The sequence below is a fragment of the Acetobacterium carbinolicum genome (assembly GCF_047456275.1).
Taxonomy (GTDB): domain Bacteria; phylum Bacillota; class Clostridia; order Eubacteriales; family Eubacteriaceae; genus Acetobacterium; species Acetobacterium carbinolicum.
The window spans coordinates 2,880,525-2,907,134 of sequence record NZ_CP173357.1 but is presented as its reverse complement, the minus strand read 5'-3'; the positions used below and the strand labels follow the sequence as shown (position 1 = coordinate 2,907,134).

At 40.1% G+C, this 26,610-nt stretch carries 23 protein-coding genes; 19 read left to right on the top strand and 4 right to left on the bottom strand.

All coding sequences use genetic code 11. The features are described from left to right. Nucleotides 1-12 precede the first annotated feature (12 nt). Complete coding sequence (locus ACIZ62_RS13515) at nt 13-1,143, bottom strand: response regulator transcription factor (RefSeq protein ID WP_204355431.1); 1,131 nt, start codon at nt 1,141-1,143, stop codon at nt 13-15. A gap of 108 nt (nt 1,144-1,251) precedes the next feature. Between ACIZ62_RS13515 and ACIZ62_RS13510 the strand changes: the two genes are divergently transcribed. The 9 genes from ACIZ62_RS13510 (at nt 1,252) to ACIZ62_RS13470 (ending at nt 13,128) form a co-directional block, all read left to right on the top strand. Beyond that, a complete protein-coding gene (locus tag ACIZ62_RS13510; protein WP_111889338.1) occupies nt 1,252-2,025 on the top strand; it encodes an MBL fold metallo-hydrolase in 774 nt (257 codons plus the stop codon). Nucleotides 2,026-2,045: 20 nt separating this feature from the next. Beyond that, nucleotides 2,046-2,927: an alpha/beta fold hydrolase gene (locus ACIZ62_RS13505; protein WP_414150366.1), complete on the top strand. Its 882-nt coding sequence runs from the start codon at nt 2,046-2,048 to the stop codon at nt 2,925-2,927. Between the two features lie 48 nt (nt 2,928-2,975). After that, nucleotides 2,976-4,142: an iron-containing alcohol dehydrogenase gene (locus ACIZ62_RS13500; protein ID WP_414150365.1), complete on the top strand. Its 1,167-nt coding sequence runs from the start codon at nt 2,976-2,978 to the stop codon at nt 4,140-4,142. A gap of 27 nt (nt 4,143-4,169) precedes the next feature. Continuing rightward, a complete protein-coding gene (locus tag ACIZ62_RS13495; protein WP_111889341.1) occupies nt 4,170-6,998 on the top strand; it encodes a molybdopterin-dependent aldehyde oxidoreductase in 2,829 nt (942 codons plus the stop codon). 106 nt (nt 6,999-7,104) lie between these two features. Further along, complete coding sequence (locus ACIZ62_RS13490; protein ID WP_414150364.1) at nt 7,105-9,402, top strand: pyridine nucleotide-disulfide oxidoreductase/dicluster-binding protein; 2,298 nt, start codon at nt 7,105-7,107, stop codon at nt 9,400-9,402. Continuing rightward, complete coding sequence (locus ACIZ62_RS13485; RefSeq protein ID WP_111889343.1) at nt 9,399-9,602, top strand: DVU_1557 family redox protein; 204 nt, start codon at nt 9,399-9,401, stop codon at nt 9,600-9,602. The genes ACIZ62_RS13490 and ACIZ62_RS13485 overlap by 4 nt, the downstream gene beginning before the upstream one ends. Before the next feature lie 74 nt (nt 9,603-9,676). Further along, nucleotides 9,677-11,050 carry a dihydrolipoyl dehydrogenase gene (gene lpdA, locus ACIZ62_RS13480; protein WP_414150363.1) on the top strand — a complete coding sequence of 458 codons (1,374 nt, stop codon included), beginning with the start codon at nt 9,677-9,679 and terminating at the stop codon, nt 11,048-11,050. 110 nt (nt 11,051-11,160) lie between these two features. Beyond that, nucleotides 11,161-12,036, top strand: a complete 876-nt coding sequence (gene lipA, locus ACIZ62_RS13475) for a lipoyl synthase (protein WP_111889345.1) — start codon at nt 11,161-11,163, stop codon at nt 12,034-12,036. Between the two features lie 489 nt (nt 12,037-12,525). After that, nucleotides 12,526-13,128, top strand: a complete 603-nt coding sequence (locus ACIZ62_RS13470; protein ID WP_111889346.1) for a 50S ribosomal protein L25 — start codon at nt 12,526-12,528, stop codon at nt 13,126-13,128. A 205-nt stretch (nt 13,129-13,333) separates the two neighbouring features. Here ACIZ62_RS13470 and ACIZ62_RS13465 read toward each other — a convergent pair whose 3' ends face one another. From ACIZ62_RS13465 to ACIZ62_RS13455, 3 genes are all read right to left on the bottom strand, one after another. Further along, a complete protein-coding gene (locus tag ACIZ62_RS13465; RefSeq protein WP_111889347.1) occupies nt 13,334-13,714 on the bottom strand; it encodes a PH domain-containing protein in 381 nt (126 codons plus the stop codon). Between the two features lie 67 nt (nt 13,715-13,781). Continuing rightward, complete coding sequence (locus ACIZ62_RS13460) at nt 13,782-14,030, bottom strand: hypothetical protein (RefSeq protein ID WP_111889348.1); 249 nt, start codon at nt 14,028-14,030, stop codon at nt 13,782-13,784. 110 nt (nt 14,031-14,140) lie between these two features. Further along, nucleotides 14,141-14,392: a hypothetical protein gene (locus ACIZ62_RS13455; RefSeq protein WP_111889349.1), complete on the bottom strand. Its 252-nt coding sequence runs from the start codon at nt 14,390-14,392 to the stop codon at nt 14,141-14,143. A 436-nt stretch (nt 14,393-14,828) separates the two neighbouring features. Here ACIZ62_RS13455 and ACIZ62_RS13450 point away from each other — a divergent pair, with 436 nt between their 5' ends. From ACIZ62_RS13450 to glpK, 10 genes are all read left to right on the top strand, one after another. Continuing rightward, on the top strand, nt 14,829-15,674 hold the full coding sequence (locus ACIZ62_RS13450; RefSeq protein WP_111889350.1) for a transketolase: 846 nt from the start codon (nt 14,829-14,831) through the stop codon (nt 15,672-15,674). Then, nucleotides 15,671-16,618, top strand: coding sequence for a transketolase family protein (locus tag ACIZ62_RS13445; protein WP_111889351.1), 948 nt, complete (start codon nt 15,671-15,673; stop codon nt 16,616-16,618). Before ACIZ62_RS13450 ends, ACIZ62_RS13445 begins: the two co-directional genes overlap by 4 nt. 27 nt (nt 16,619-16,645) lie before the next feature. Then, entirely contained in the window at nt 16,646-17,962 is a 1,317-nt protein-coding gene (locus tag ACIZ62_RS13440; protein ID WP_111889352.1) for a transaldolase family protein, read from the top strand. Between the two features lie 121 nt (nt 17,963-18,083). Next, nucleotides 18,084-18,932 (top strand): class II fructose-bisphosphate aldolase, encoded by an 849-nt coding sequence (locus ACIZ62_RS13435; protein WP_111889353.1) that lies wholly within the window; start codon nt 18,084-18,086, stop codon nt 18,930-18,932. A gap of 82 nt (nt 18,933-19,014) precedes the next feature. Further along, the gene (locus ACIZ62_RS13430; protein WP_111889354.1) at nt 19,015-20,064 is read left to right on the top strand and encodes a thiamine pyrophosphate-dependent dehydrogenase E1 component subunit alpha; all 1,050 of its coding nucleotides are present in this window, start codon (nt 19,015-19,017) and stop codon (nt 20,062-20,064) included. Nucleotides 20,065-20,116: 52 nt separating this feature from the next. Then, nucleotides 20,117-21,091, top strand: a complete 975-nt coding sequence (locus ACIZ62_RS13425; protein WP_111889355.1) for an alpha-ketoacid dehydrogenase subunit beta — start codon at nt 20,117-20,119, stop codon at nt 21,089-21,091. A 20-nt stretch (nt 21,092-21,111) separates the two neighbouring features. Beyond that, the gene (locus tag ACIZ62_RS13420; RefSeq protein ID WP_111889356.1) at nt 21,112-22,350 is read left to right on the top strand and encodes a dihydrolipoamide acetyltransferase family protein; all 1,239 of its coding nucleotides are present in this window, start codon (nt 21,112-21,114) and stop codon (nt 22,348-22,350) included. A gap of 62 nt (nt 22,351-22,412) precedes the next feature. Continuing rightward, entirely contained in the window at nt 22,413-23,810 is a 1,398-nt protein-coding gene (gene lpdA, locus ACIZ62_RS13415; protein ID WP_111889357.1) for a dihydrolipoyl dehydrogenase, read from the top strand. Nucleotides 23,811-23,924: 114 nt separating this feature from the next. Further along, nucleotides 23,925-24,914 (top strand): lipoate--protein ligase, encoded by a 990-nt coding sequence (locus ACIZ62_RS13410; protein WP_111889358.1) that lies wholly within the window; start codon nt 23,925-23,927, stop codon nt 24,912-24,914. 128 nt (nt 24,915-25,042) lie between these two features. Next, nucleotides 25,043-26,548, top strand: coding sequence for a glycerol kinase GlpK (gene glpK / locus ACIZ62_RS13405; protein WP_111889359.1), 1,506 nt, complete (start codon nt 25,043-25,045; stop codon nt 26,546-26,548). The last annotated feature ends 62 nt before the right edge of the window (nt 26,549-26,610 follow it).

The following is a 26,610-nucleotide window of genomic DNA, read 5'->3' as shown; positions in this document are numbered from 1 at the left end:
AAATAGTTGCGGTCAGGCAGAGCTACTGTTATCGTTTTCAAGAAGCGCTAATTTTCGAATTTTTCGGATCACTTCTGAACGAGTGGATACATTTAGCTTATTGAAAATATTTCGGACATGTGATTTAACTGTCGAAATGCTGATATAAACCGTTTCTGAAATTTGCTGGTTACTGGCACCATCAATTAAGAGAGATAGTATCTCACTTTCTCTCTTAGTTAGATTATATTCTTCGACCAGAAGATTTTGGATCTCATCTCCTTGTCGTCTTTCTTCGATTTTTCTTATGGTAAAGCAATAAAACGTTTCAATATATTCATTTTGACTTATTTGGGGGGGAAAAAACGTTACTATAAAACCGTGGGTGTTAATAATGGCATTCACTTTTAATTCATCAATAGTAATTTTATTTGTGGATTCAATCAAGTTAATTAGATCACAAACAATTTCGTCTACATTTAACTTACTCGTAATAAAAGCTGTATAATTAATAAATGTTTCATTAAAGTCGATTACATCTTTGTTTTTGTTAAAAAAAATGAAACCAACTGAAGTTAGATCGAATAGTCGATTTGTGAGAAAAATCACATCAGCTTGAGAATTATGTTTTCTAAATAGACGCATTGACTCGTGAAATACTTTTCCAATTTGAGATAACAATTCCAGCTCTTTTGGAGTGAAGTTTCCTTCATTCTCGGTTTTAAAAATACTGATAACATGCATGGGAGGGTGTGCAGCGTCACTCGCACCTAAAATCGCTTGGTAAGCAATACCGTTCTTAGTCAACGATTTACCATATGGCGAGTTTAAAAATTCGTCATAACAAATATCGTTAGTCGTATAAACATATTTGAATTTGTTCGAATTACGGAGGGTGTCAATTTTATTATAAAAGGGATCAGACTTGTAAAAATTTTCTTTATAGTCCTTTAGAATATTTGGCCGTAAATAAAGCGTTTCCAATTTTAATAAGGAGCGTTGACCGTTTGGATTTACATTAAAAACAGAATATGCAGTAAGCTTAAAATCAAAAAAATCAAGTAATGCCGTGAGTGTTCGATTAATAAAGTCTGAATAGTCTTTATTAACAAAAAAGCAAAAATTCAAGATTTTTTCGTAATCAGTAATTGTTAATAGGGACATCGTACTGCACCGCCTTCACAGTCCAATTTTTAAACATCTTAGATATTAGGATTATTATATAACAAAAAAATACCAGAAAGCAAGCGAATCTTACGATTAGGAGGGCAAATGAAAAAAGGCGAGATTTTAATAACATATCTATCAAATGCCGGTTTTATGTTGACGGATGGAAAAACAAAAATTTTAATTGATGGTGTTCATACTGAACAAGCACTCAATTTCAGTCCCATTCCTGAGAAAATAATGAATAAAATAATCAGGGGGGAGGAGAATTTTAGTGACATTGATTGTTTTATGTTCACCCATGTGCATAAGGATCACTGCGACTTAAAAAAACTATGCGAAATCCGAAATCCGGATATAAAAATAGTATTACCAGAACTTGATGAAAACAATAAAGTTTATATGAAAGATGCATTGGACCTTTTGCCAAATCCAATTTCCTATTTAAATTCAGAATATGGTGAAGTAACTTTGATTGAATCTGGAAATTTTAAAATTAAAGCAGCAAGAACTTATCACGATGGGATCAAATACCGGAGTACAATTAATCATTTTAGCTATTTAATCAGTGTTGCCAATCAGCAAATTCTTTTTATGGGAGATGCAGAATCAGGTAATTCGAATATTGTCGATTGGCTGGGCAATGAAACGATTGATGCGGTCTGTATAAATTTTACGGAAATCAGTCAGGAAAAAGGTCGCGCGTTTATCAACCAAGTGGTTAATCCTCGCTTAGCTATTTTTTGCCATATACCATTACAACAACATGATAAATTTCACTACCGCGAAAGGGTGTTGGAGAATGTCAGTAAATATCGGAGTTCACTACCAAAGGTTTATGTGTGTTTAGAAGCAATGGAAGCAATTGTAATTGATTAATATAAAGAGAGGTTAGAATCATGAATAATGAAGTAAAAAAGACCATTATTTCTGCAAATGAAATGGATTTTACGTGCCGAACCTGTGGACTGGACCAAAAGGGTGAATTGGTCATCTTTTTACATGGTTTCCCGCAAAGCTCGATTATTTGGGAAAATATTATGAAGAAACTGGCGGACAAAGGCTATCGTTACCTGGCCCCTAATCAACGTGGTTACAGTGAAGGTGCACGTCCAATTAGGATGGAAAATTATACCACCAGAAAATTAGCGTCAGATGTGGTCGCTTTGGCTGATGCTGTTGGAGAAAAGGGGAAATTTCATTTAATTGGTCATGATTGGGGTGGTGGCGTAGGTTGGGCTGTTGTTACCCTGCACTCGGAACGGATACAGTCATGGACAGCCATGTCAACACCTCATTCGGCAGCATTTGAATGGGCGGTTGCAAATGATCCTGAACAGCAGAAACAAAGTCGTTATATCTTTGAATATCTAACTCCCGACCTTCCAGAGGAGCTACTTATAAAGGATGACCATGCAAGGCTTAGAGAAATATGGGATGGATTTGAAAGTAAAAATATCGATGATTTTCTTGATATATTCTCAGATAAAGAAGCATGCACATCAATACTCAATTGGTATAGAGCGCTAATGCTGGTAAAACCAAGCGAACAAAATCCAGAGATTCTGTTTGGTCCTATATATACGCCGACCTGTTACATTTGGGGAAATCATGATTTTGCACTGGGAAGAGTAGGGGTTGAAAAAGGCCATGAATACATGAAAGGGTATTACAAATTTGTTGAACTTGACGGAGCAGGACATTGGCTGATGGAAAACAATGAGCAAGAATGTATAAAAGAGATTATCGAGCTAATCGAAAACAATCCAGAAACTAAATAATTCACACAAATGAAAAACATTAAATAAATATAATTTAGGAGCAATAAGATGAAGACGAACGCATTCATGATGTTAATACCACAGTTTATTGATGTAGGAATTTCAAGTAAAACAGGTGAAAAACTAAAAGAACTGGGATGCACTAAAGTCCTGGTCATGTATGATAAAGGCGTTGAGGCGGCTGGAATAACCGAAAAAATAATCGACGCTATTCGACATGAAGGGATAGAAGTAGTCACAAGTAATAGAGTCGAGGCTGATCCGACGGATTTGATTATCACAGAAATTGTAGACTTTGCTAAAAAAGAGAAAGTTGATGGCGTAGTTGCAATTGGTGGCGGCAGCAGTATTGATGCAGGAAAGGGGGTTAAATTATTGCTGAATAACGATGAATCGCTTCAGAGCTTTTATGACTTATCATTTCCCCAAAAATCAGGCGTACCGATGATTGCAATTCCAACAACATCTGGAACTGGTAGTGAAGCTTCTAAGGGAAGTGTAATCACTGATACAGAAAGTGGCTCGAAGCGAGTCGTTATCGGGATGGGAACCATGCCAGATATGGCTCTGATTGATCCAGAACTTGTTCTAGGTGTGCCGCCTAAGGTCACGGCAGCGTGTGCTTTTGATGTTCTCGCTCATGCAATTGATGCAATAACATCCAATATGACAAATTTGATTACTCAAAGTATATCATATGAAGCCATCCGATTAATGAAAAACAGTTATAAAAAAGTCATCGAAAATGGCAAAGATCTGGAAGCTCGTACCGAGATGCATTTAGCGTCAAATTTGGGTGGTATTGCATTAGCAAATGCAAAATGTTCAATGAGCCATGCATTTGCGCATTCGATGGGAGCCATTTTCCACGTACCTCATGACGTTAGTTGTGCCATCTTTACGCCTGCATGTCTTGAATTTGTGGTTGAAGAATGTCCCAAAGAAATAATTAAAATTGCAGATTTACTGGATGTCAATTATAAAGACACCGATAGCACGGAGTCAATTGCGAAGAAGACTTCAGAAACTATTCATCAAATGTATCGCTCGGTTGGGATACCGGATATCACCGAATTCGTTCCTGATAAACAAGTCGCTTATGAAAAAATAATACCATTAGCATTTAAAGACATTATGGTAAATTTCTGTCCAAGAAAACTTGATGACGACGGAGCAAAATGGATTATTGACCGAACCTATGAATTAGCAGAATAGAAATCTAATACAATATGAGGAGAAAAAATGGCTAAAAGAAAAATGATGTTGTTAATTAATGGCGCAGAACGGATGCTGATTTGTGATCAAGAATCAGATACACTCTCTGATGTTTTAAGACGCATTGGTTTAACGGGTACCAAGGTAGGTTGCGGAACCGGCCAATGCGGCGCGTGTTCAGTTATTCTTAATGGAAAGGTTATTCGTTCCTGTGCAAAAAAAATGAAAAATATTGATGACGGCAGTGCAATTACGACAATTGAAGGAATCGGGTCACCAACAAACCTGCATCCTCTTCAGTTGGCCTGGATCGTTTATGGCGGGGTACAGTGTGGATTTTGTACCCCCGGATTTATCGTTTCGGCGAAAGGTCTTCTTGATACCAATCATAATCCGACTAGACAGGAAGTAAGAGACTGGTTTCAAAAGCATCGTAATGCGTGTCGGTGTACCGGATATGTACCACTTGTTGATGCCGTAATGGCGGCGGCAAAAGTAATCCGTGGTGAAATGACCATGGAAGAGCTAAGTTTTGATATTCCTGAAGATGGGAGAATCTATAACACAAGGTATCCAAGACCAGCGGCTTTGGCTAAAGTAACGGGTACCTGTGATTACGGTGATGATATCGGCATGAAGATGCCGGATGCATTACATCTTGCGGTTGTCATAGCACAGGTTTCTCATGCCAAACTGGTATCGATCGATACGTCGGAGGCAGAAAAGATGCCAGGAGTCGAAAAAGTAATAACCCATAAAGATGTTCAAGGAATTAATCGAATCACCTTTCCAATTGCCAATCCATGGGCTAAGGCAAATGGATTTGATCATTCAATTTTAGTGTCAGACAAGATATATAGATACGGCGATATTATTGCTGTTGTTGCCGCACGAACCAAGAAAGAAGCCCGGGAAGCGGCAAAAAAAGTAACCTTTGCATATGAACAACTACCAGAATATTTAAATATCCTTGAAACCATGGCAATTGATGCACCCCAGGTCAATCCTGAATATCCGAATATTTATATCGAAGCACCCATTGTTAAAGGTCAGGATACCAGAGAAGTGATTAAGAATTCGGCTCATGTTGTTAAAGGCAGTTTCTATTCTCAACGTCAGCCACACCTTGTCATTGAGCCGGATACCAATCAGGCATATTTTGACGAAGAAGGCCGACTTACGGTACAATGCAAGAGTTTGGCACTTGGCCTCACAAAAGGAGTTATCGCTGCCGGCATTGGGTTCCCAGTGGAGAATATTAGAATTATTGAAAATCCGACAGGGGCAAGTTTTGGATATGCAATTTCACCACTCATGCCGGCCATCGCGGCAGTTGCAGCCATGGCTACTGAAAAACCAGTGACGGTTACGCTCAGCTATGAAGAACATCAGCATATTACTGGGAAGCGTGCACCAGCTTTCTCAAATGCAAAACTTGCCTGTGATGAAAAAGGAAAGCTGACAGCAATCGAATATGAAATAGCTTATGATAAAGGCGCCTATACCGAGACAGCAGGCATACTGGTTCAAAAAGGTCTTCGCTTCATGGGGGCTCCCTATACCATACCCAATGCCATGGGTCTCTCCAAAACGGTTATTTCCAACCATACAAATTCCACAGCCTATCGGGGGTTTGGGTCTCCTCAGTGTTATACCTGTTCGGAACAGCTCATGGATATGCTGGCGGAAAAAATTGGCATGGATCCGTTGGAGTTTCGCTATATCAATGTCTACAGAGAAGGGGATGAAAGCCTGAACGGTAATCAATTCGACGTTTATCCGATGGTTGAGATTTTGGATAAGCTGAGACCCAGTTACCGGGAAGCATTAGAAAGCGCAAAAAAAGAATCCACTCCTGAACGAAAAAGAGGTGTGGGGATTGCCTGCGGAGAATACAATGTCACCAGCGGCCCGAATGATCATGCCGAGGTTGCGTTAGGACTCAATCCTGATGGAACCGTGACGCATTATAACACATGGGAGGATCAGGGCCAGGGAGCAGATATTGGTACGCTTGCTCATACCCATGAAGCACTAAGACCGCTGGGATTGCGACCGGATCAGATCAGTCTGTGTATGAATGATACCGCCCTGGCACCGATCACTGGACCGGCAGCGGGGAGTCGTTCCCACTACATGGCCGGTAATGCAACGATTAATGCGGCTGAGCAACTGATGAACGCCATGCGTAAAGAAGATGGAACTTACCGAACCTATGATGAAATGGTCAGTGCCGGAATTCCTACAAAATATTTAGGAATCTCGGATACGACCGGACATACGACGGATCTTGATCCGAATACTGGTCAGGGAAATCCCACCGCTGAGTATACTTTCGGCGTATTTATGGCAGAGGTTGAGGTTGAAGTGGCTACTGGAAAGACCAAAGTACTGAGCATAAAATGTATTGCCGATGTTGGTGTGGTTGGTAACTTTTTAGCAGTTGAAGGTCAGGCTTTTGGGGGAATGGAACACGGAATCGGGATGGCGTTATCAGAGGATTACGAGGATATTCAAAAACATACTAGTCTTATTGGCAGCGGATTTCCATTCATTAATACAATACCAGATAATATGACAGCTGAATTTATCGAAACGCCGAGACCGTCAGGACCTCATGGTTCGTCTGGCTGTGCAGAAGCTTTTCAGAGTTCGCCTCATGTTGCTGTTATTAATGGCATTTACAATGCCTGCGGCGTGAGAATTAAAGAATTGCCAGCCCGACCAGAAAAGGTAAAGGCGTTGTTAGCAGCGAAAGCTGAAGGCCGTGAAATAGAAGAAAAGAAATATTTCCTTGGTTCTGATTTGCACGAGACAATTGATTACATTAAAGCAAACCCAGTGATTGTAGGGTAATCCACTAAAGATGAATTAATATTTTGACGAGATAACAGTGGCAATACATTAATTTATAATGCTGCTATTATGAATTCCTTGAAATTAAACTGATGAGGACATTGCTATGGATATGACGAAACTCGAAAATTTAAAAGAAAAATGCACCAGAGATGAGCCGGTATTTTGTACTAACCAGTGCCCCCTCGGTGTTGATGTAAAAAAAATGATAGCTAGGATTACTTCAGGAGATTTCAAGGGGGCATATAAATATTACAGAAATCAGGTGCTCTTTCCGGAAATCGTTAGTAGACTTTGTGACGAACCCTGTAAAACTGTCTGTTTAAGAAAAAAAATAGATCAAGCAGTATCGGTAAAAATGCTTGAGAAAGCTTGCTGTGATTACACTGCCACAAAAAAAAGTACAGGATATTATATCTCCCGAAAGAAAAAATGTATTGCCGTTATCGGTGGGGGACTTGGGGGACTGAGCTGTGCCGTCAAACTGGCTAGAAAAGGTTACGATGTTCATCTTTATGAAGAAAAACATGGCTTAGGAGGAAACTTAAGGAAATCAAAAGGTCTAATACCGATCTCGATTATTGAAAAAGAATTAGGACAAATCATCAAGGAAGACGGCATCAAATTATATTTAGACACAAGAATAAGCACTTTTGATGAAATTGAATTTGATGCTCTTTACATTGCAACGGGACGGGGGGGCAATGCTTTTGGTTTAGATGAAGGATTTGACCCGGTTTCTCTGGGAACACTGATGAATGGTGTTTTTGGCAGCAAAAGTGCAATGCAGGGAATCGGAAGTCCTGTTTTGATTTCCATACGGGAAGGGATTCGTGCAGCGCAATCCATTGAATCCTATCTCAAGATTGGAACAATGGGCGGGGCTGCGGGCTGTGATGAGGTAGTTCCATCACGACTGAGTGTGGATATTAGCGGAGTAGTGATGGAAGAGCGGATAGTGCCTGGAAATCTTGAATCATATACTGAGCAGGAAGCGATTGCAGAAGCAAAGAGATGTCTCCAATGCGGGTGCGATATGTGTATGACATCCTGTGAGATGCTGTCGTTTTTTGAAAAAGATCCTAAAAAACTCATCGATGACGTTGAGGCTTCGATGAACATCGTGAAAGCGTTCACAACAAATGTTGCTTCCCGGGAGATCAACTCATGTAATGGCTGTGGTTTGTGCAAAGAGGTATGTCCGGAAAACCTTGATTTTGAAGAACTGTTTATGTCCAGTCGAAGAACTCTTCATAAAGGAGGAAAACTGCCACCGGCTTTTCACGATTTTTGGATGAGGGACATGGAATTTTCCAACTCGGAAGCAGCCTTTATGACGATAAATGCCAATGGCGGTGATAAAAGCAGCTATCTTTTTTTTCCAGGGTGTCAGCTGGGAGGCTCTGATCCGGATTATGTCATAAATGCCTATACCTATCTAAAAAAGCATCTTGAGGACGAACCCGCAATGATGATCGGATGCTGTGGTGCTCCGGCCGAATGGGCAGGTAGAGAAAAAGAACATTCGGTAGTGATTGATGGAATCAAAAATATTTGGGAAGATCAGGGCAGACCGGAAGTAATCCTGGCCTGTCCATCCTGCAGAAAAATGTTCGGGAAATATCTTCCCGAAATTCAGGTGCAGTCACTTTGGCGTGTGATGGCAGAGAAAGAAAACGGTGCAAACAGAAAAATCGCTGCATGTAAAAAGATGACCGTATTTGACCCCTGTGCCAGTCGTTATGATCCTGAAGCCCAGAATAGTATAAGAATTATTCTGAAAAATTCAGGCTACGAGCTGGAGGAAATGCCCTACAGTTCAGAGTGGGCTCAGTGTTGCGGATACGGTGGACAGATTCAGGCTGTAAACCGGTCCCTTTTTGATAAAATTGTGAATATCCGGGTGGAAGCGACATCGAATGATTATGTTACCTACTGTATCAATTGTCGAGATACTTTTGCAGCAGCTGGCAAATCAGCAGTTCACATTCTTGATCTGCTATTCGGCAATGATATCGAGGCCAGAGCAGCCAGAAAGCCGCCGACACTGACTCAGCGCAGAGAAAACCGAATTAAGCTAAAAAAGGTGCTTCAGATAGAGAAAGAAGCAATAAAGATAAAGCCCGAAGATAAGCAGATCAAGAAGAATATCAAGGTATTCATTGCTCCAGAAGTTTATGACAAAATGGACAGAAATTTCATTCTGATGGAAGATGTTCAGAGAACGATCGAATATTGCGAGTCAACAGGGAAAAAGATCATGGATATGTCAGCAGGCAATTTTGTAGGTCATCACCAGGATGGAAACATCACTTTTTGGGTAATGTACAAGCCTGAAAGAGATGGGATCAGGCTGGAAACTGTTTATAGTCACCGCCTCATTATAGAGGAGGACAGCCGATGAGTGCAATTGAAAAAATTTCGACATTGATTTGTCTGAAATGCAATGTCCCGCTAGAAATGCACACAAATAATTTTTCATATCTGGGCTTTAATTTCAGTACTAAGGTCCCAACCTGTCCCATCTGTGGGCAGATGTTTTTATCCGAGGAACTGGTCAGAGGAAAGGTAACGGAAGTAGAAATGGGACTTGAAGATAAGTAAGTTACTCGAACTATTTGATTAAAAATAATATGCAAGTATCCTAAAATTGGTGCTTGACTTAAAGAGGAGAAATAATGAAAGTTGTAGTGATTGGAGCTGGCCCCGGAGGTTATGAAGCAGCAATTTATGCCGCTAAACGTGGATGTGAGGTTATCCTCATTGAAAAGGAAAAATTGGGAGGAACCTGTTTAAACAAAGGTTGTATACCGACAAAAGCACTACTAGCTGTGACGGATACTTTAGCAACGGTAAAGAAAGCTTCAGTTTTTGGAATAGAAACACAAGCAGTCAGTAATAATTTCGGATATGCATTTGATCGGAAAAATGCGGTAGTGAACGGCTTGATCAATGGGATCGATTATTTAATGAAGGCCAATGGTGTCAATATTATTAATGGCATTGGTCAGCTTAAGAATAATAACACAGTCATTGTTCATAAAACTGATGGGGCACGAGAAGAAATTTCAACTGATAAAATTATTCTGGCAACGGGTTCAGTACCGAGTAAACCATCATTCTTAAATTATAACAAAAACAGTGTTGTAACGAGTGATGAAATTCTGGAACTGGATGAACAGCCGAAATCAATTATTATTGTTGGCGGTGGAGTTATCGGTTGTGAAATTGGTCAATTTTTGAAACGGATGGGAACTGAGGTTACGATTGTCGAATTAATGGAACATTTACTGCCTTTCGAAGACGATGATGTTGCTAAACAGCTGGAACGTCAATTTAAAAAAGAAAAGATCAAAGTCATCACAAAGAAAAAGGTTGAATCAGTAAATGTAACGGAGTCGGGGGTTCAAGTAATACTTCAAGATGGCGTAGCAATTGAAGCAGAAAAGCTATTGATTTCAATCGGCAGACAGCCATTTACGGTTGATTTAGGACTTGAAAATACAGATATTTTGGTATCGGAACGTGGGTTGATTGAAGTGGATAAAAAGATGCGCACCAGTGTTGAGGGTATCTATGCCATTGGTGATATTGTTAATTCTCCACAATTAGCACATGTCGCGTCAAAAGAAGCATTAACCGCGGTAGATGATATCTGCGGAGATGGTATCGAGATCAATTATAAAGCGGTTCCTCGTTGCGTATACACTGATCCGGAGATTGCATGTGTGGGAATGACAGAAGAGCAGGCTAAAAATCAGAGCATTCTTTATACAATCGGTTCATATAATTTTGCCGGACTTGGTAAGGCGAAAGCTTCAGACAAAACGACGGGTTTTGTAAAGGTTATTGTGAATCAAAAAGATGAAATCATCGGTGGAGAGATTGTCGGAGCACATGGAACCGATATGCTTCAAGTATTAACATTAGCGATTGATCTTGGATTAACAGCGAAACAGGTTGGCCAGTCAATTTTTCCGCATCCGACATTGTGTGAAGGAATCATGGAAGCATTGCATGATGTTCATAAAAGAAGTGTTCACAAAGTTTGAAACTGTTTAATCCTAGGTTGAGATTTTATGGGCTTTTTAAAAAAGTCTTAATTGAATAAATAAGGAATATATAGGGAGAAGTTTAAATTCTCATTATATAAGTGTAAAAAATGAAAGAAAAGTTACCAGTAGTATTAAGACGAAGTTATGATATGGAATCAATTTCAAAAATGAATAAAATATTAACCGATTTGTCCCTGAATACCGTATGCAATGAGGCCGCTTGTCCAAATATGGGAGAATGTTACAAGAAAAAGACTGCAACATTTATGATTATGGGCAATATTTGTACACGGAACTGCAGATATTGTGCAGTTTTTACTGGAAAGCCTTCACCATTGGATCTAGCTGAACCAGAAAATGTTGCAGCGGCTGTAAAAGAAATTGGTCTAAAACACATTGTAATAACTTCAGTAACCCGTGATGATCTAGAAGATGGCGGGGCATTGCATTTTGCTAAAACCATTAGTGCAGTAAAAAGAGTTATGCCTGATTCGACAATTGAAGTATTGATACCAGATCTTCAGGGAAACATGAGAGATATCGAAAAAATAATACTAGCAGAGCCGGATGTAATTAATCATAATCTTGAAACAGTTCCATCTCTATATCACTCGGTAAGACCAAGTGCTCAGTATTTTAGATCATTGATTTTACTAAAACATATAAAAGATGAGGCGCCAAATATTATAAGTAAAACTGGAATTATGGTTGGGCTGGGAGAAACTGAAAAAGAAGTGTACAAAGTAATGGACCATTTAGTCGAAATAAATTGTGATATCTTAACAATCGGACAATATTTAAGACCAAGTAAAAAACACATCGGTGTTAAAGAATACATTACGCAGGAAAAATTTGATGCTTATAGAGAAATAGGAGAAAGTAAAGGAATAAAGTTTGTAGCAAGTTCATCTCTAGTCAGGAGTTCTTACAATGCGATAGAAGCTGTCGAAAAAATAAGAAGGGGGATAGATTGTATAATTTGATTTATATAAAAAAGTATTCATTAGAACGCTTATTTTAATTTTGTGCTTGAATGCTATTTACTCAATTTTCCCGGCTCAAAATTCAGCTGAGACTTTACAACAACACATTCTGTAGCTTCTGATAAAAAGAAGTTGACGAAAAATTCAGCCAACGTCTGATATAATAAAATGTAATAAGATAATGGGTTTTTCTGAACTGGATTTTACGTCTGTCTTCCTTCGTATGTTCTAGAATACCTGTTTCAGGGAGAGTTTGATACCTGCTTTATTGGTCGGTGGCATCTTTGGGAAGCCCATGAGCAGGGCATTGTTAGCGTACTGTTGCTTTTTTCTTAAAAAACTTGATATTGATTCATATGTTTGGTATAATTAAAAGAACGTAGTAGAAATACATTAATATGAATAATTTGGCAGGATCTTAATTGATAGTTATCAAATAAGACAATACGAACAATACGATGTGAGAGTTTATTAAAAGGAGAAAATAATATGAACGAAAAAGTAACAATTGCAATAGAAAAAAGAGAAAAAATGAGTGGCAGTGCAGGAAAAAAACTAAGGAAAATTGGTTATATTCCCGGTGCGATCAATCGAAAAGGTCTGGAATCCGTTTCAGTAAAAATAAGTAAAGATGAATTAGTAAAAAACATTCATAAATATGGGAAGAATTATTTATTTACGCTTGATCTTGAGGGGCAGGAATCATATGCTGCAATGATAAAAGAAATTCAACATGCGCCAATTAAAGGTGAAATTTTAAATGTTGTTTTTCAGGAGGTATCGATTACCGAACCCATTAAGTTTGATCTTAATATTAAAATAATCGGCAGGGAAGCAATCGAATTAAGAGAACTAAATTTTGTGCAGCAAATGGACAAAATTCTTGTGACAGGATTGCCACAGGATATACCGGATTATCTTGAAATCGATGTAACGGATCTTAATTTAAACGACAAAATCTGTGTTGGCGATATTAATTATCCCAAAGGCATTGAATCAGAAATTGAAGCGGATAAAATTGTATTGCTGATAAATGAAATGCGATTAGAAGATACAGTCACAGAAGATGAGTTAGAAGCTGTGCAGGAATAAAACCTCCAAAGTTTATTGATCAAGTGTCAAAAAATATTAAATTATATGCCTTTGCATTATCGTGAAAGCACTTTTATATGTCAAGTAAATAGTATGTAGCTCAAGTAGATGGCGTATAGCAGGTTTGGTAGATCAAACTTGCTATACGCCATATTTTTGTGGTACTTACGGATGAAAAAATCACGTTAGGGTGCAGCACAACACCCTAACCGATTGCATTGCCGATTAATTTAATAATGAGGCTTAAGTTGTAGTTACCTGGAAATTCGAAGGAAATTTTATCAACAAAGTAATTATATAATTCTAATTCATTTTCCAAATCATAATTATTTGAGTTTTTTACAGAAAAAGCAATAAACTTTGAGTAGGGTAGAAAAGTGAAAATTGGAAGCTCAGGATCTTCATAGGTACAAATAATAATCCGTTTAGAGGTAAACAATACCTCAGAAGGGAAAGGGAATCGATCCGCTACATAAAATTCTACCACCTGTTCCTGATCATTTAGCATAGCTTGGATACTCTTCTGAATCATGAGAGTGCTTTTTTTGTCAGTAATGATGAAGCGTGAAGCTTTAAAGTCGATCATTTCAACTCCTTCTATTTCAAAGAAAGTTACCCAATTGTAGTCATAATTGAGTAACTTTTTTTGAGTTCTAGAAAACCATTTTTTTGACTACAATTGTATTAAGGGCAGCTAATTCTTTTTCCATAACGGCGATGTCGTCTTCCTTGTCGGGCAAGAACTCCAAAATAATCAGTCCGGTTATACTGCACAATTCTTCAGAAGATTCATGCAAACCAAGACGTGTTTTAATAATACATCCATTTTTGGTTAACAATTCCTGTACCTTCAATGCTTCGCTTTCGCGATTACCAACCTGAATCCCCATAATTTGTCTCATAAAAAAACCCTCCTATTAAGTATTTATATCTTAATAAAATACCCAATTAATGGAGAGTTAAACTAGTTTGATTAAAAATAATTCTAAGCTTAGAGCAGATCGTGAATTATTTATAACTCATCTTTTAAGCTCCAACTCACGTTTTTTCCCAGCTCATTGTTTTCCCCTGGAATCCAGATATCAATTTTTAGTTGCTCCAGTTTTTCCATTGATTCAAGGTCATTAAGTTCTTGTGCTTTTTCGTAGGCCTTTATAATCCAGTTTTTTGTCAGCTTCTGAAAATCACCGCCCTCGGTTTGGATATAATCATTTCTAATATTTAGTTTTCCATCGATTACTTTACTCGAGTATCTTAAGCCCATTTCGTATCCTCCTAAGATTTGTTGATATTTGTCTTTAATACATTATATCCTGTTCTGTCAAAACTTGACATAGTATTTTTGAATATTTATAAAAATTTGCGTTAAAAGTGTTTGGTGTGATTTGATTTGACTTTTCATCTTTGGACAGAATCAACTTGTAAATCAAAATTTCCCGTAAGTACTTTAGATGTAGGAAACAATAACTGAAAAATAAAAGTCAAGCATTTTTGAAAAATAAATTGACAAAAGAGCAAACCATGCTATACTACATATAAGGACTGGTCATGACCACTACTGATGTGACAAGGCTATTCGACCTAATCTTGAAAAATTTCGTTTTAAAGAAAAATTGTCTCGATTATTACAGGTATTAGTTAATTGCAAAAATGTTTGTTGTTTTTGTATGAGCTATACATAAATATTTAAGGAGAGTTCAATGCAAATAGAAACCATCGAAAGAAAAGCATTTGATATTCGGAAACACATTGTTAACACGGTAATTAATAATGGTGATGGTCATGCTGGCCCATCATTGTCTTGCACGGATATTCTGGCGACCTTGTATTTTGATATTATGGATGTCAAAGTTGATGAGCCCAAATGGTCCGGTCGTGATCGGTTTGTTCTCAGCGCGGGTCACAAATGTCTGGCACTTTATGGAACCCTGATTGAAAAGGGATTTGAAAAAGCTGATGTCTTGGAAACATACAATCAGTTAGGATCAAAAGTACCCGGTCATCCCGACATGAAGAAATTCAATGGCGTTGATTTTAGCTCTGGTGCATTGGGACACGGTTTGCCAATTGGTGCTGGGATGGCTCTAAATGCAAAACTTAAAGGTGAAAAAAATCGTGTTTTTGTTCTGATGGGGGATGGCGAACAAGGTGAAGGATCTAATTGGGAAGCGGCAATGTTTGCAAGTCATCACGGCCTGGACAACCTAGTTGGTATCATTGATCGAAACGGTCTTCAAATTAATGGCAGTACCCGCGATGTTTTAGACACCCGTGATTTGAGGGAAAAGTATTCTGCATTTGGGTGGTCGGTTAAAGTTATCGATGGCCATAATATTGAGGAGCTTTCAAATACCTTTCAAGCGATCCCTTTTCAAAAAGGGAAGCCAAGTATGGTGATCACAAACACCATTAAAAGTAAAGGGATGCCTTTTGCTGAGGGAAATGTGAAATATCACCATTGGAATCCTGGTAAAAATGCGCAGGAATCAAAAGATGCACTGGACGCGCTTGAACGATATGCAAATGATAAAGGATGGATAAAATGACAGTTAAACAGCGAAATCCACGGGATGTATTTGGGGAAGTATTGTTAGAACTGGGTAGAGAGAATGAGAGTATTCTGGCGGTGTCTTGTGATTCAGGAGCAGGATCGGGTATGAACCCCTTCAAGCAGGCGTTGCCACATCAATATTTAGAGGTCGGGATCAACGAACAGAATGCCATTGGTGTTTGTGCCGGGTTAGCTGAAGGTGGTTCTATTCCGGTTGTCTCAGCGATTGCACCGTTCATCTCAATGCGTGCTTTTGAGCAGGTTCGTAACGATTTAGGTTATGCTAATATGAATGTAAAAGTAATCGGTTCCAGCAGCGGCTTGTCACATTCAGCACTGGGATCAACCCATCAGGCGATTGAAGATTTGGCACTGATGCGCGTCATACCGAACATGGTGGTCTTAAATCCCGGTGACGGATATGAAGTCGAAATGTCATTACGGGAAGCAGTTAAACACAGGGGGCCCGTTTATATCAGAATGCCGCGCCACCCGATGGCAGAACCGTTAGAAGTGTCGCAACGCAATTTCAAATTGGGAAAAGGCGAAGTGTTAATGAATACTGGAGATGAGATTGTGATCGCAGTTTCGGGAACATTGACGGTTGATGGTCTAATGACGGGAAAAATCTTGGATGAAATGGGATATGGCGTAAAAGTTCTGAATTTTACAACGGTAAAACCATTGGATACTGAGCTCCTATATGACGCATATAAAGACGCAAAATATTTATTTACATTAGAAGAGCATTCGCAAATCGGCGGTTTTGGCAGTGCTGTAATGGAAGTATTGGGTCCAGTTAAACAGGGTAATTCGATTCATATTGTTGGTATTACCGATGGCTCTATTAATACCGGCCCCTACCGCGAATTACTGGATGCCTACGGTCTTACCTGGGAAAAGGTCGTAGACCGGATTTTAAATGTGATTCAAAAATAATAACAATAAATTTAGAGGAGAAAAATAATGAAGACTGTCAGTTGTACCTTGAATACCTTATTGAATGATGATGTTTCACTAATTGATGATCAAAAGAGCGATGTTAATCGCGTCCTTGATTTTGATTTGCCTTTAGGAGAATATGATTTTTTAAAGAAACATGTAAAAAAAATTGGCGTAACCAAGGAATTCAGTAAAGTTATTTCGACATTTAGAACGCCGGAAAATGAGACCCCCGAGGGATTTCGGGTAGAATATCGGCTGGAATCTAATGGGATCTTGAGAGCTGATTTGATCCGCGATATTTCTTATGATAAAAATGGCAAAAAACGACCAACCAATGTACTTTTTTCAGCTGATTCTGCCAACCCATACGAGGTAAAACCGATCAGTAAAATGATTGCTAATCTAACGTGTAATCCTGGTATTATCTACGATTTGTTTATCAACAACCCGAAGGCTAATATTGGTAATCAATACAAAACACGGGATGAAGTAATGGAGGAAATCGGGCGGATCTTGGGACCGGGAGCAGACATCAGTGTTGAACTCAATGATCCGTTTGGTAAGTCGGATACTGAGCTTCTGGAAGAAGCCGAGAAATTCAGGGAAATGCTTTCCGAATATCGAGTGGTTATAAAAGTTCCACACACTGGACCGATCACAAATGTAAACGTTTCAGAACTTCTTTCGGGAAATAAAAAGCTTGGCAAATCATTCACGGATGTGACAACGGAAGGCGCTTTCCGAGGTCATAATCTGGCATTGATGCTCAAAGAACATGGTTTTAGGGTGAACTTTACGTTGATGTTTGAACCCTATCAGACGGCGTTAGCGTTACAGGCAAAACCATATTTCGTAAACAGCTTCATTCGGCATCGCTTAATGCAATCAGAAAGCATGGCGCTGAATTTAAAGCAATTTAACGCAACGGGTGATCTGAAATTTATAAAAAATATCCAGAATATGTTTTTAGAAAAAGATTATCTGAATATGGATCAGACTCAAATGGACTTGCTGATGGTTAAGAAAATGGCTGAAGACATGTTAAAATATCGTCACTTTGATGATCCTGAAGGCTCAGATGGATTAGATAGTGTGCGACATAATTTAAGACTTTTTAAAAACACGAATTTGGATGACACAAGACTCATTATCTGTAGTATGGAAGGTGAATTAAATTATCCGGACATTGACAAATTGTTGGTTGAAAAAGAATTTGAAGACCTTGTTCACCGCGTTGTTGTTACGGCGGAGCCAAAATACCTGGCAAGGTTTACTTCCTGCAATCAAGTTGTATCGTATCAACGTCGATTTATGAATGCCGCTAATGGACAAAAATAATAAAAGTTATTAGAGATGATATATTTTTCAAACGGAGTATGTTATACTCGTTCTAGGTGGTCATGACCCATTATATTCATGTATGATGTCGTGAAAATTTATTTGAAAAGAGGTGATGATCATGAGTTATGTGAATATGGAAGCAATTCTTGGCGACGCAAGAAAGAATCATTATGCAGTTGGGGCGTTTAATATCGTTAATTACCTTACTGCGAAGGCGGCAGTTGAAGCGGCTGAGGAACTTGGACAACCGATTATCATTCAAACATCGGTAAAAACGGTAAAAGCTTTTGGGATCAAAGAAATGATGAGTTTTTTAAAACCAATCGCTGAGAATGCAACGGTGAACGTGGCGATCCATCTGGATCATTCGACAGATGTTGAATTTACAAAAGCCTGCATTGATGGCGGCTGGTCATCGGTGATGTATGACGGTTCGCAGTTGACTTTGGAAGAAAATATTAAAAACACCAAAGAAATTGTAACATATGCAAAAAATAAAAAGGTGACAGTTGAAGGTGAATTGGGTGCTATTGTCGGCGTTGAAGATGATATTGTGGTAATAGCCGGAAATTCTGCCCATGCGCGGCCGGAAGATTGCCATATTTTTTTAAAAGAAACCGGAATCGATGCTTTCGCGCCAGCCGTGGGAACGGCTCACGGCGTCTACACCGGTGAAATCAATATCGATTATGATCTATTTGATGAAATCAATCAATTCTCATCCTGCCCATTGGTGCTTCATGGCGGTACCGGATTAACCGATGAAATGTTTCATAAACTGATTGCGTTAGGGGCTTCAAAGGTTAATATTTCAACGGCAATTAAAATTGCATATTGTCAGGGGATGGTAACCTACACAAAAATGAATCCTGACCAGAATGATCCGCTTAAACTGGATGCCTTTACCAAAGAAGGATTGAAAAAAGTAGTGAAGCAACACATCCAATTCTTTAGTCTGAGGGACTAACAGAATTAATAAAATAATGTCTGCTGCCAAGTTATTGATGATTAAACTGGTGAACGATGATTAAAATACGAGGAGAATAATAATGAAAGATTCCAAATGTATTGAAGAACTCAAAAAAGAATTTGATGCTTATGCAGAAATGTATAGTCCAGAAGGACTGGATCGCGACGAGCAAATCAGAATGTATAGTATCATGTGGCTCATGCGTAAGTTTGAGGAAGCAGTGAAGCCACTTTGGATGGCGAATAAGGTTCACGGATACTATCATCCTTATATTACTGAGGAAGCGATAGCTACCGCTATTATTACGCAATTGAAAAAAGAAGACTATGTTGGTTCTACCCATCGTGGCCACGGTCATTTAATTGCTAAAGGTGGCAATATCAATAAGATGATGGCTGAATTGTTTGGCAAAGAAGAAGGTTATAACAAGGGTCGTGGTGGTTCAATGCACATCAGCGATATGAGCATTGGGATGCTTGGTGCCAGTGGTATTGTTGGAGCGGCAGTAGCACCAGCAGTTGGCAGCGCGTTAAAAAGTTGGATCAAAGGAACAGATGATGTAACCGTTGTGTTCTTTGGCGATGGCGGTGCCAATGCCGGTTCCGTTTCGGAATCGATGAACATGGCCGCGGCCTGGAAACTCCCGGTGATTTTTGTCTGCGAAAACAACCAATGGGCAATTGCTACCGATTATGCCCGGATAACCGGTGAACCTGATCTTTACAAACGGGGCACAGGCTTTGGCATACCCAGCTATCGCTGTGATGGTTATAATATTTATCAAATCTGGGAAACCGCAAAAGCCGCCATTGAGCGTGCCCGCGCGGGCGAAGGACCGACCTTTATTGAATGTAAAACGATGCGAATGTTGGGACATCATGCAACTGATGATAGCTGGTACCGTGATATGACAGTATGTGATAAATACTGGGAAATTGAACCGATTAAACGAATGGGCGAATTTATGGTAAAAAACAAGCTTGCCACACCGGAAGAACTGGAAGCGATTGAAGCAGAAGCAATGAAAAAGGTCGAGGCGTCCATCGAATACGCAGATACGCAATGCCATGAACCCTCTCCTGATACTTTCTATGATTACATTTACACTGATGGCGAAGTTATCAAGTAGACACTGTATTAATTAGTGAGCTTATTAAAACGAAGATTAGGAGATAAAGATTATGTCAATCATTACACTTAGAGAATCTATTACTCAGGCATTAAGGGAAGAAATGGCCCTGGATGAAAACGTATTTATCATGGGTTGCGATGTAGGACTGCGCGGAAATCCATTTGGTATAACAAAAGGTCTAATGAATGAATACGGCGAAAAACGGGTCATCGATACCCCTATTTCAGAAGCCGCATTCACGGGTCTTGGTGTTGGCGCGGCGATTGCCGGGATGCGTCCGTTAGTTGAAATATTATATGCCGACTGGATCACGCTGCCAATGGATAACATTGTCAACACGGCGGCAAAAACATGTTATATGTTCGGCGGACAGGCAAACGTGCCGATTGTTATCCGGGCGCCTTTTGGTGTCGGTGGTGGCGTCGCTGCTCAGCATTCACAGAACAACGAAAACTGGTTTGTCCATGTACCGGGCTTAAAGGTCATAACGCCGTCTACCCCCTACGATATGAAAGGGATGCTTAAATCGGCCATTCGTGATAACGGACCGGTTATCTGCTTTGAACATAAACGTAATTATTCAGTAAAAGGTGAAGTTCCAGATGGTGAATATCTGGTTCCAATCGGAAAAGCAGCGATTCGCAAAACGGGAACCGACTGCACGATTGTGGCATATTCCTATATGACCTATGTGGCAGAAGAAGCAGCTAAAGAATTAGAAAAAGATGGAATCAGTTGTGAAGTCATCGATTTGCGATCGCTGTTGCCGTTGGATTATGATACCGTGATGGAATCGATCAAGAAGACAAGTCGTGTTGTTGTTGTGACCGAAGCACCACTTCGCGGATCTATTGCTGGCGAAATTGTCGGTGAAATCATTGACCGTGGTTTTGATTTATTGGATGCACCACCTCAGCGTCTTGGCAGCAAGAACTCTCCAGTAGCATACAATGAAGGTCTGGAAGCGATGTGCACACCTAAAAAAGAAGATATTATCGCAGCAGTACGGAAAACATTTGAATAAATTGTGAAGGAGTGTTTATTATGGCAAAATTAATGAATATGCCAAAGATCGGCGTTAACATGACTGACGGTACGGTCACGGAATGGTATGTAAACGAGGGTGACGAAGTTAAATTTGGTGAAATGGCTTTGGCTGCAGAAACAGATAAAGACGTTCAGGACATTCCGGCCGACCAGACGGGCACCGTTTTAAAAATTATTGCCCAAGTGGGCGATAACGTCGAATGCCATAAACCACTGGCAATTGTCGGTGCTCCCGGTGAAAATATTGATAGTCTACTCGCTGAAATTAGTGGCGGCGGAGCTGTGGCAGCACCAATAGAAACGGTGGATATTGCACCAGTTCAATCAGCTGAGGTGACAGAAACAGCCTCAACAGACCGGGTTCCGGTTTCACCATTAGCTAAAAAAATGGCCAAAGATTTGGGGATCAATCTGGCTAAAGTTAAATATACGGGGATCCGCGTCACAAAGTCTGATATTCTTGCTTACGAAAATGAACCAGAAGTAATTTCAGAGTCGCCAACAATTGCCATACCAGCCGTAGCGGCAACAACGGTTGTGCCGGCAACTGGAATCAGAAAAATAACTCCTTATGACGGCATGCGCCGAAAAATTGGTAATCGGCTGACTGAAAGTGTGGTAACAAAACCATGGGCAGCTCTCACGGTGGCAGTTGATATGAGCAAAGCCATTGAGTGGCGCAAACGGGTGAATGAAATCGCCGATATCAAGGTCGGTTTCAATGAGATGGTGGCCAAAGCCTGTTCCCGGGCTTTACAGGAATACCCCTTGATGAACACGCAGCTGGCCGCTGATGGCACGGAAATTTACGAAATGGAAGATATCAACATTGGCGTTGCGGTTAACACCGATCGAGGCTTGATGGTGCCGGTTCTTAAAAATGTTGCCGCTAAAGGGGTGGTTGAACTGGCAAAAGAATTTGCCGGCCTGGTTAGCCGTACCAAAGAACAAGCGAATAGTCAAGGGGACTTGTCGGGGGGAACGTTTACGATCAGTAATCTTGGTGCTCGTGGAATTTCAAGTTTTCGGGCAGTGATTAACCCGCCTGAATGTGGGATTCTGGCGTTAGCAGCAACGATTAAGTCAGCCGTTGTCATTGATGATGAAATCGTCATCCGTCCAATGATGAATATTACTTTGAGTTTTGATCACCGTATTGTTGATGGGGATTATGCCGCACAGTTTGTATCCTATATCGGAAAACTGTTAGAAGACCCGATGAAAATCTTAATGTAGACAACCGTAAGCGGTTCAGGGCGAGCTAAACTTGACGCATGATTCATAACAGGAGATAAATGATGAATAAATTTGATCTAATTGTTATCGGCGGCGGTCCGGGGGGATATGTGGCAGCAATTTATGCTGCCCAGCATGGCCTTCACACCGCACTCGTTGAAAAAGCCGATCTGGGAGGGGTTTGTTTAAATTGGGGCTGTATACCGACAAAAGCACTGGTTCAAAACGCCGAAATCCTCCGAACGGTAAAAGAAGCCAATAAATATGGAATCAGTCTGAATACCAATGAAATAAAAGCTGATTATTCAGTGGCTCAGAAACGCAGTCGCGAAGTGAGTGGCAAACTGACCATGGGCATTAAAAGTTTGATGAAAAAAAATAACGTGACGGTGATACCGGGTGAAGGAAGTTTAATTACTGGAACCAGGGTGAAAGTGATGCCGACTGGTGAAATTTTCGAAACAAAAAATATCATTCTTGCTACCGGAGCTCGCGCCTTTAAAATTCCCCAATTTGATTACAGTAATCCTAACATTATGACCTCGCGAGAAGCCCTTGAATTGAGCGAAGTCAAACCGGGAGAGCGATTTGTGGTCGTCGGAGCGGGGGCGATCGGTATGGAATTTGCCAGTATCTGGGCCAGTTATGGGGCTGCGGTAACCGTTGTTGAAATGCTGCCTCGAGCTTTGCCAAACGAAGATGCCGATGTTTCAAAAGAAATTCAAAGAGCATTCAAAAAACGTGACATAAAAGTAAAAGTTGATAGTAAAGTTGTTTCTGTAGCTGCTGAAGGAAATGGTTTCAACCTTGTTATTGAGAAAAAAGGAAAAACCGAGTCAATCCCATGTGATAAAATTCTTGTTTCGGCTGGGGTTCGGGCAAATGTTGAGAATATTGGCCTGGAAGCAGCAGGCGTGAAACTGACCGAGCGGGGATTAGTACAGGTAGATGATCATTTACTGACAACCTGTCCGACCATTTACGCCATTGGCGATATGACTGGAAAACTGGCCCTGGCTCATGTTGCGTCAACTCAGGCATTGGCGGCTGTTCACGCAATTCTGGGGAAACCAGTTAAGCAATTTAATTATTCAAATATGCCAAGATGTACCTATACTTATCCCGAAGTAGCCAGTGTTGGATTAACCGAAGAACAGGCCAAAGAAGCAGGCTACGATGTCAAGGTGGGAACATTCCCGTTGGCAGCAAATGGGAAATCCGTAGCAATGAATGAAACAACGGGTTTTGTAAAGATTGTTGCCGACAAAAAATATGGTGAGATACTGGGAACCCATCTTGTCGGAGCCCACGTGACGGAATTAATCAGTGCCGCGACTGCTTATATTGATCTTGAATTTACCGCAGCAGAGATTGCCCAGGTTGTCCATCCCCACCCATCGGTATCAGAAGCGATGATGGAAGCAGCGCATGCGGTAGTGGGACAGGCTATTCATATTTAATTAAGGATGACGACAATTTAGTAGAAAGTGAGTATTGCAGTGCCTGAAAAGGGCATGCAATATTCATCATTATGATCGGTAACAAAGGTTTGAAACGAATGGGGTGGGCTGATTATGCTCTTTTATTATAGTGAATCGACAGATCCATATTTTAACCTGGCATTGGAAGAACATATCTTTTCCAACGTTTTATTGCGAGAGCCGTTTTTCATGCTATGGCAAAATGACAACACCATTGTAATTGGACGTAATCAGAACGCCGTCAGAGAAATCAATATCGATTTTATCAGGGAAAAAAATACCAAGGTGGCGCGGCGTAATACCGGCGGTGGTACGGTTTATCATGATTTGGGAAATTTAAACTATTCGTTTATTCAGAACTGCAAAAATGGTAAAACGGTTGACTTTTCGCAGTTTGCCCTTCCGATCATTCGTGCCCTTGATCATTTTGGGGTCAAAGCGCAGTGCAATGATCGCAACGACCTGGTCATTGCGGGATGTAAATTTTCAGGCACGGCTCAGACAGTCAAAAATGGCCGGGCATTACACCATGGAACACTGCTATTTAATTCAGATTTAGATTTTTTACGGCAAGCACTGATGGTCAATGAGGACAAAATTGAAGCTAAAGGTGTTAAGTCAGTGAGCAGCCACATTACCAATATCGTTGATCATTTACCTCAACCAATCACTATGGAGCAATTTCGTAATTGTTTGATGACCAGTATTATAAAAAAGAATAACCCATTTCCGTTTCGTTTGACCAAGAAAGATTTTGAAGCGATCAAGCAACTGCAGGAAAAAAAATATTCGACATGGGATTGGAATTATGGTAAGTCGCCACGCTATGAAGTGCAGAAAACTCGAAATTTCCAATGTGGGTGCCTGACAGTCTCGATGCGGGTTTTACAGCAGGGAATCATCGATTCGGTTTCCATTACCGGTGAATTCTCAGGAACGCAGAGCATCTGCCAATTGGAAAAATTTTTAAAAGGAAAGATACTAAAAGAATCAGAATTATTGGAAGTCCTCAGCTACACTAGAGTAAACGACTTCATTTCAGGTATAACAGCTGGAGAATTAGCGAGAATTTTAGTGTATTAATATATCACTATCGATACAAAGAGTTGAACTAACGTTAAATAAAAAAGAAAACGTTTAACAAAGTGATTATAGTAAAAAAAAATGCTAACCAATGCATTTTTTAATAAAAGAAAAGGCGGTATAAACGGATGAAGGAGTATATTTTAAGTATTGACCAGGGGACTACCAGTATTCGAGCAATTTTCTTTAATCATGATGGGGACATCGTCAGTGTGTATGCAAAAGAATTCGCACAATTTTATCCAGATTCAGGTTGGGTTGAACAAGACCCTATGGAAATGTGGGCGGTAACGGGTGAAGTCATTGAAAAAGCAATGGCTAAATCGAACATCAATGAAGATGAGATCGTGGCAATTGGGATCACCAATCAACGCGAAACATCGATTGTCTGGGACAAGAATACGGGCGAACCTGTATACAACGCAATTGTATGGCAGGACAGAAGAACCGCAGAATACTGTGATCAACTAAAAGCGGAAGATCCGGAAATAGAAGCAAAAGTAAGAAATAAAACGGGATTGATGATCGATTCGTATTTTTCTGGCACAAAAGTTAAATGGATACTCGATAACGTCGAAGGGGCAAGAGAAAGAGCCGAAAAAGGTGATCTTCTTTTTGGAAACGTTGACACCTGGATCATGTGGAAACTTACCGGCGGAAAAACCCATGCCACTGACTACAGTAATGCATCCCGGACACTGATGTATAACATTCATGACCTGAAATGGGATGAAGAGTTGTTAGAGGTCTTTAATGTACCAGCAAGCATGTTGCCAAAAGTTCAAGAAAGCAGCGGACATTTTGGCGTGACAGCAAAGATATTCAAACGGGCAATCCCAATAACCGGTGATGCTGGCGATCAACAGGCAGCAACATTTGGTCAATGTTGTTTCAAAAAAGGTATGGCAAAATTCACTTATGGTACGGCTGGAGTTATGACTGTAAATATTGGGGATAAGCCATTCTTGTCAAACAACGGTTTAACAACAACGATTGGTTGGGGAATTAATGGCAAGGTCGAGTATTTATTGGAAGCGGTTGCTTTTTCAGCTGGTTCAGCGATTCAATGGTTACGTGATGAAATGGATATGCTTGATGAATCGCCTGACTCTGAGTACTTTGCCTTAAAAACGAAAAAAGTCAGCAATTGCGGCGTATACTTTGTTCCCGCATTTACCGGTTTATGTGCACCTTACTGGAACTCTTACGCACGTGCTGCCATTGTAGGTATCGAACGCGGGACAACCAAAAACAATATTATCAGAGCCGTGCTAGAGTCATTAGGATATCAGACGCGTGATATGTTCGATGCGTTTTCAGAAGATTTGGGCGAAAGATTATCCATTCTCAAGGTTGATGGCGGTGCCTGTAATAACAATTTGCTGATGCAATTCACTTCTGATATCGTTAATGTGGATATTGAAAGACCGGACAATACTGAAACCACAGCAGCAGGGGTTGCTTATCTGGCAGGGCTAGCAGTGGGATTCTGGAAAGATCAGGATGAAATCGTGCGAAAAAGAACGGTTAATCAGGTATTCCATCCACAAATGGATGAAGAGCTGCGAAATGAGTTATACAGAGGCTGGAAACGAGCCATCAATTGTAACTTAGAATGGGCAAATGATAGATAAACAGTATCACTAATACAATTTAAATAACGGGGGGCGTATATATGTGGCCGATGTATGCGCCG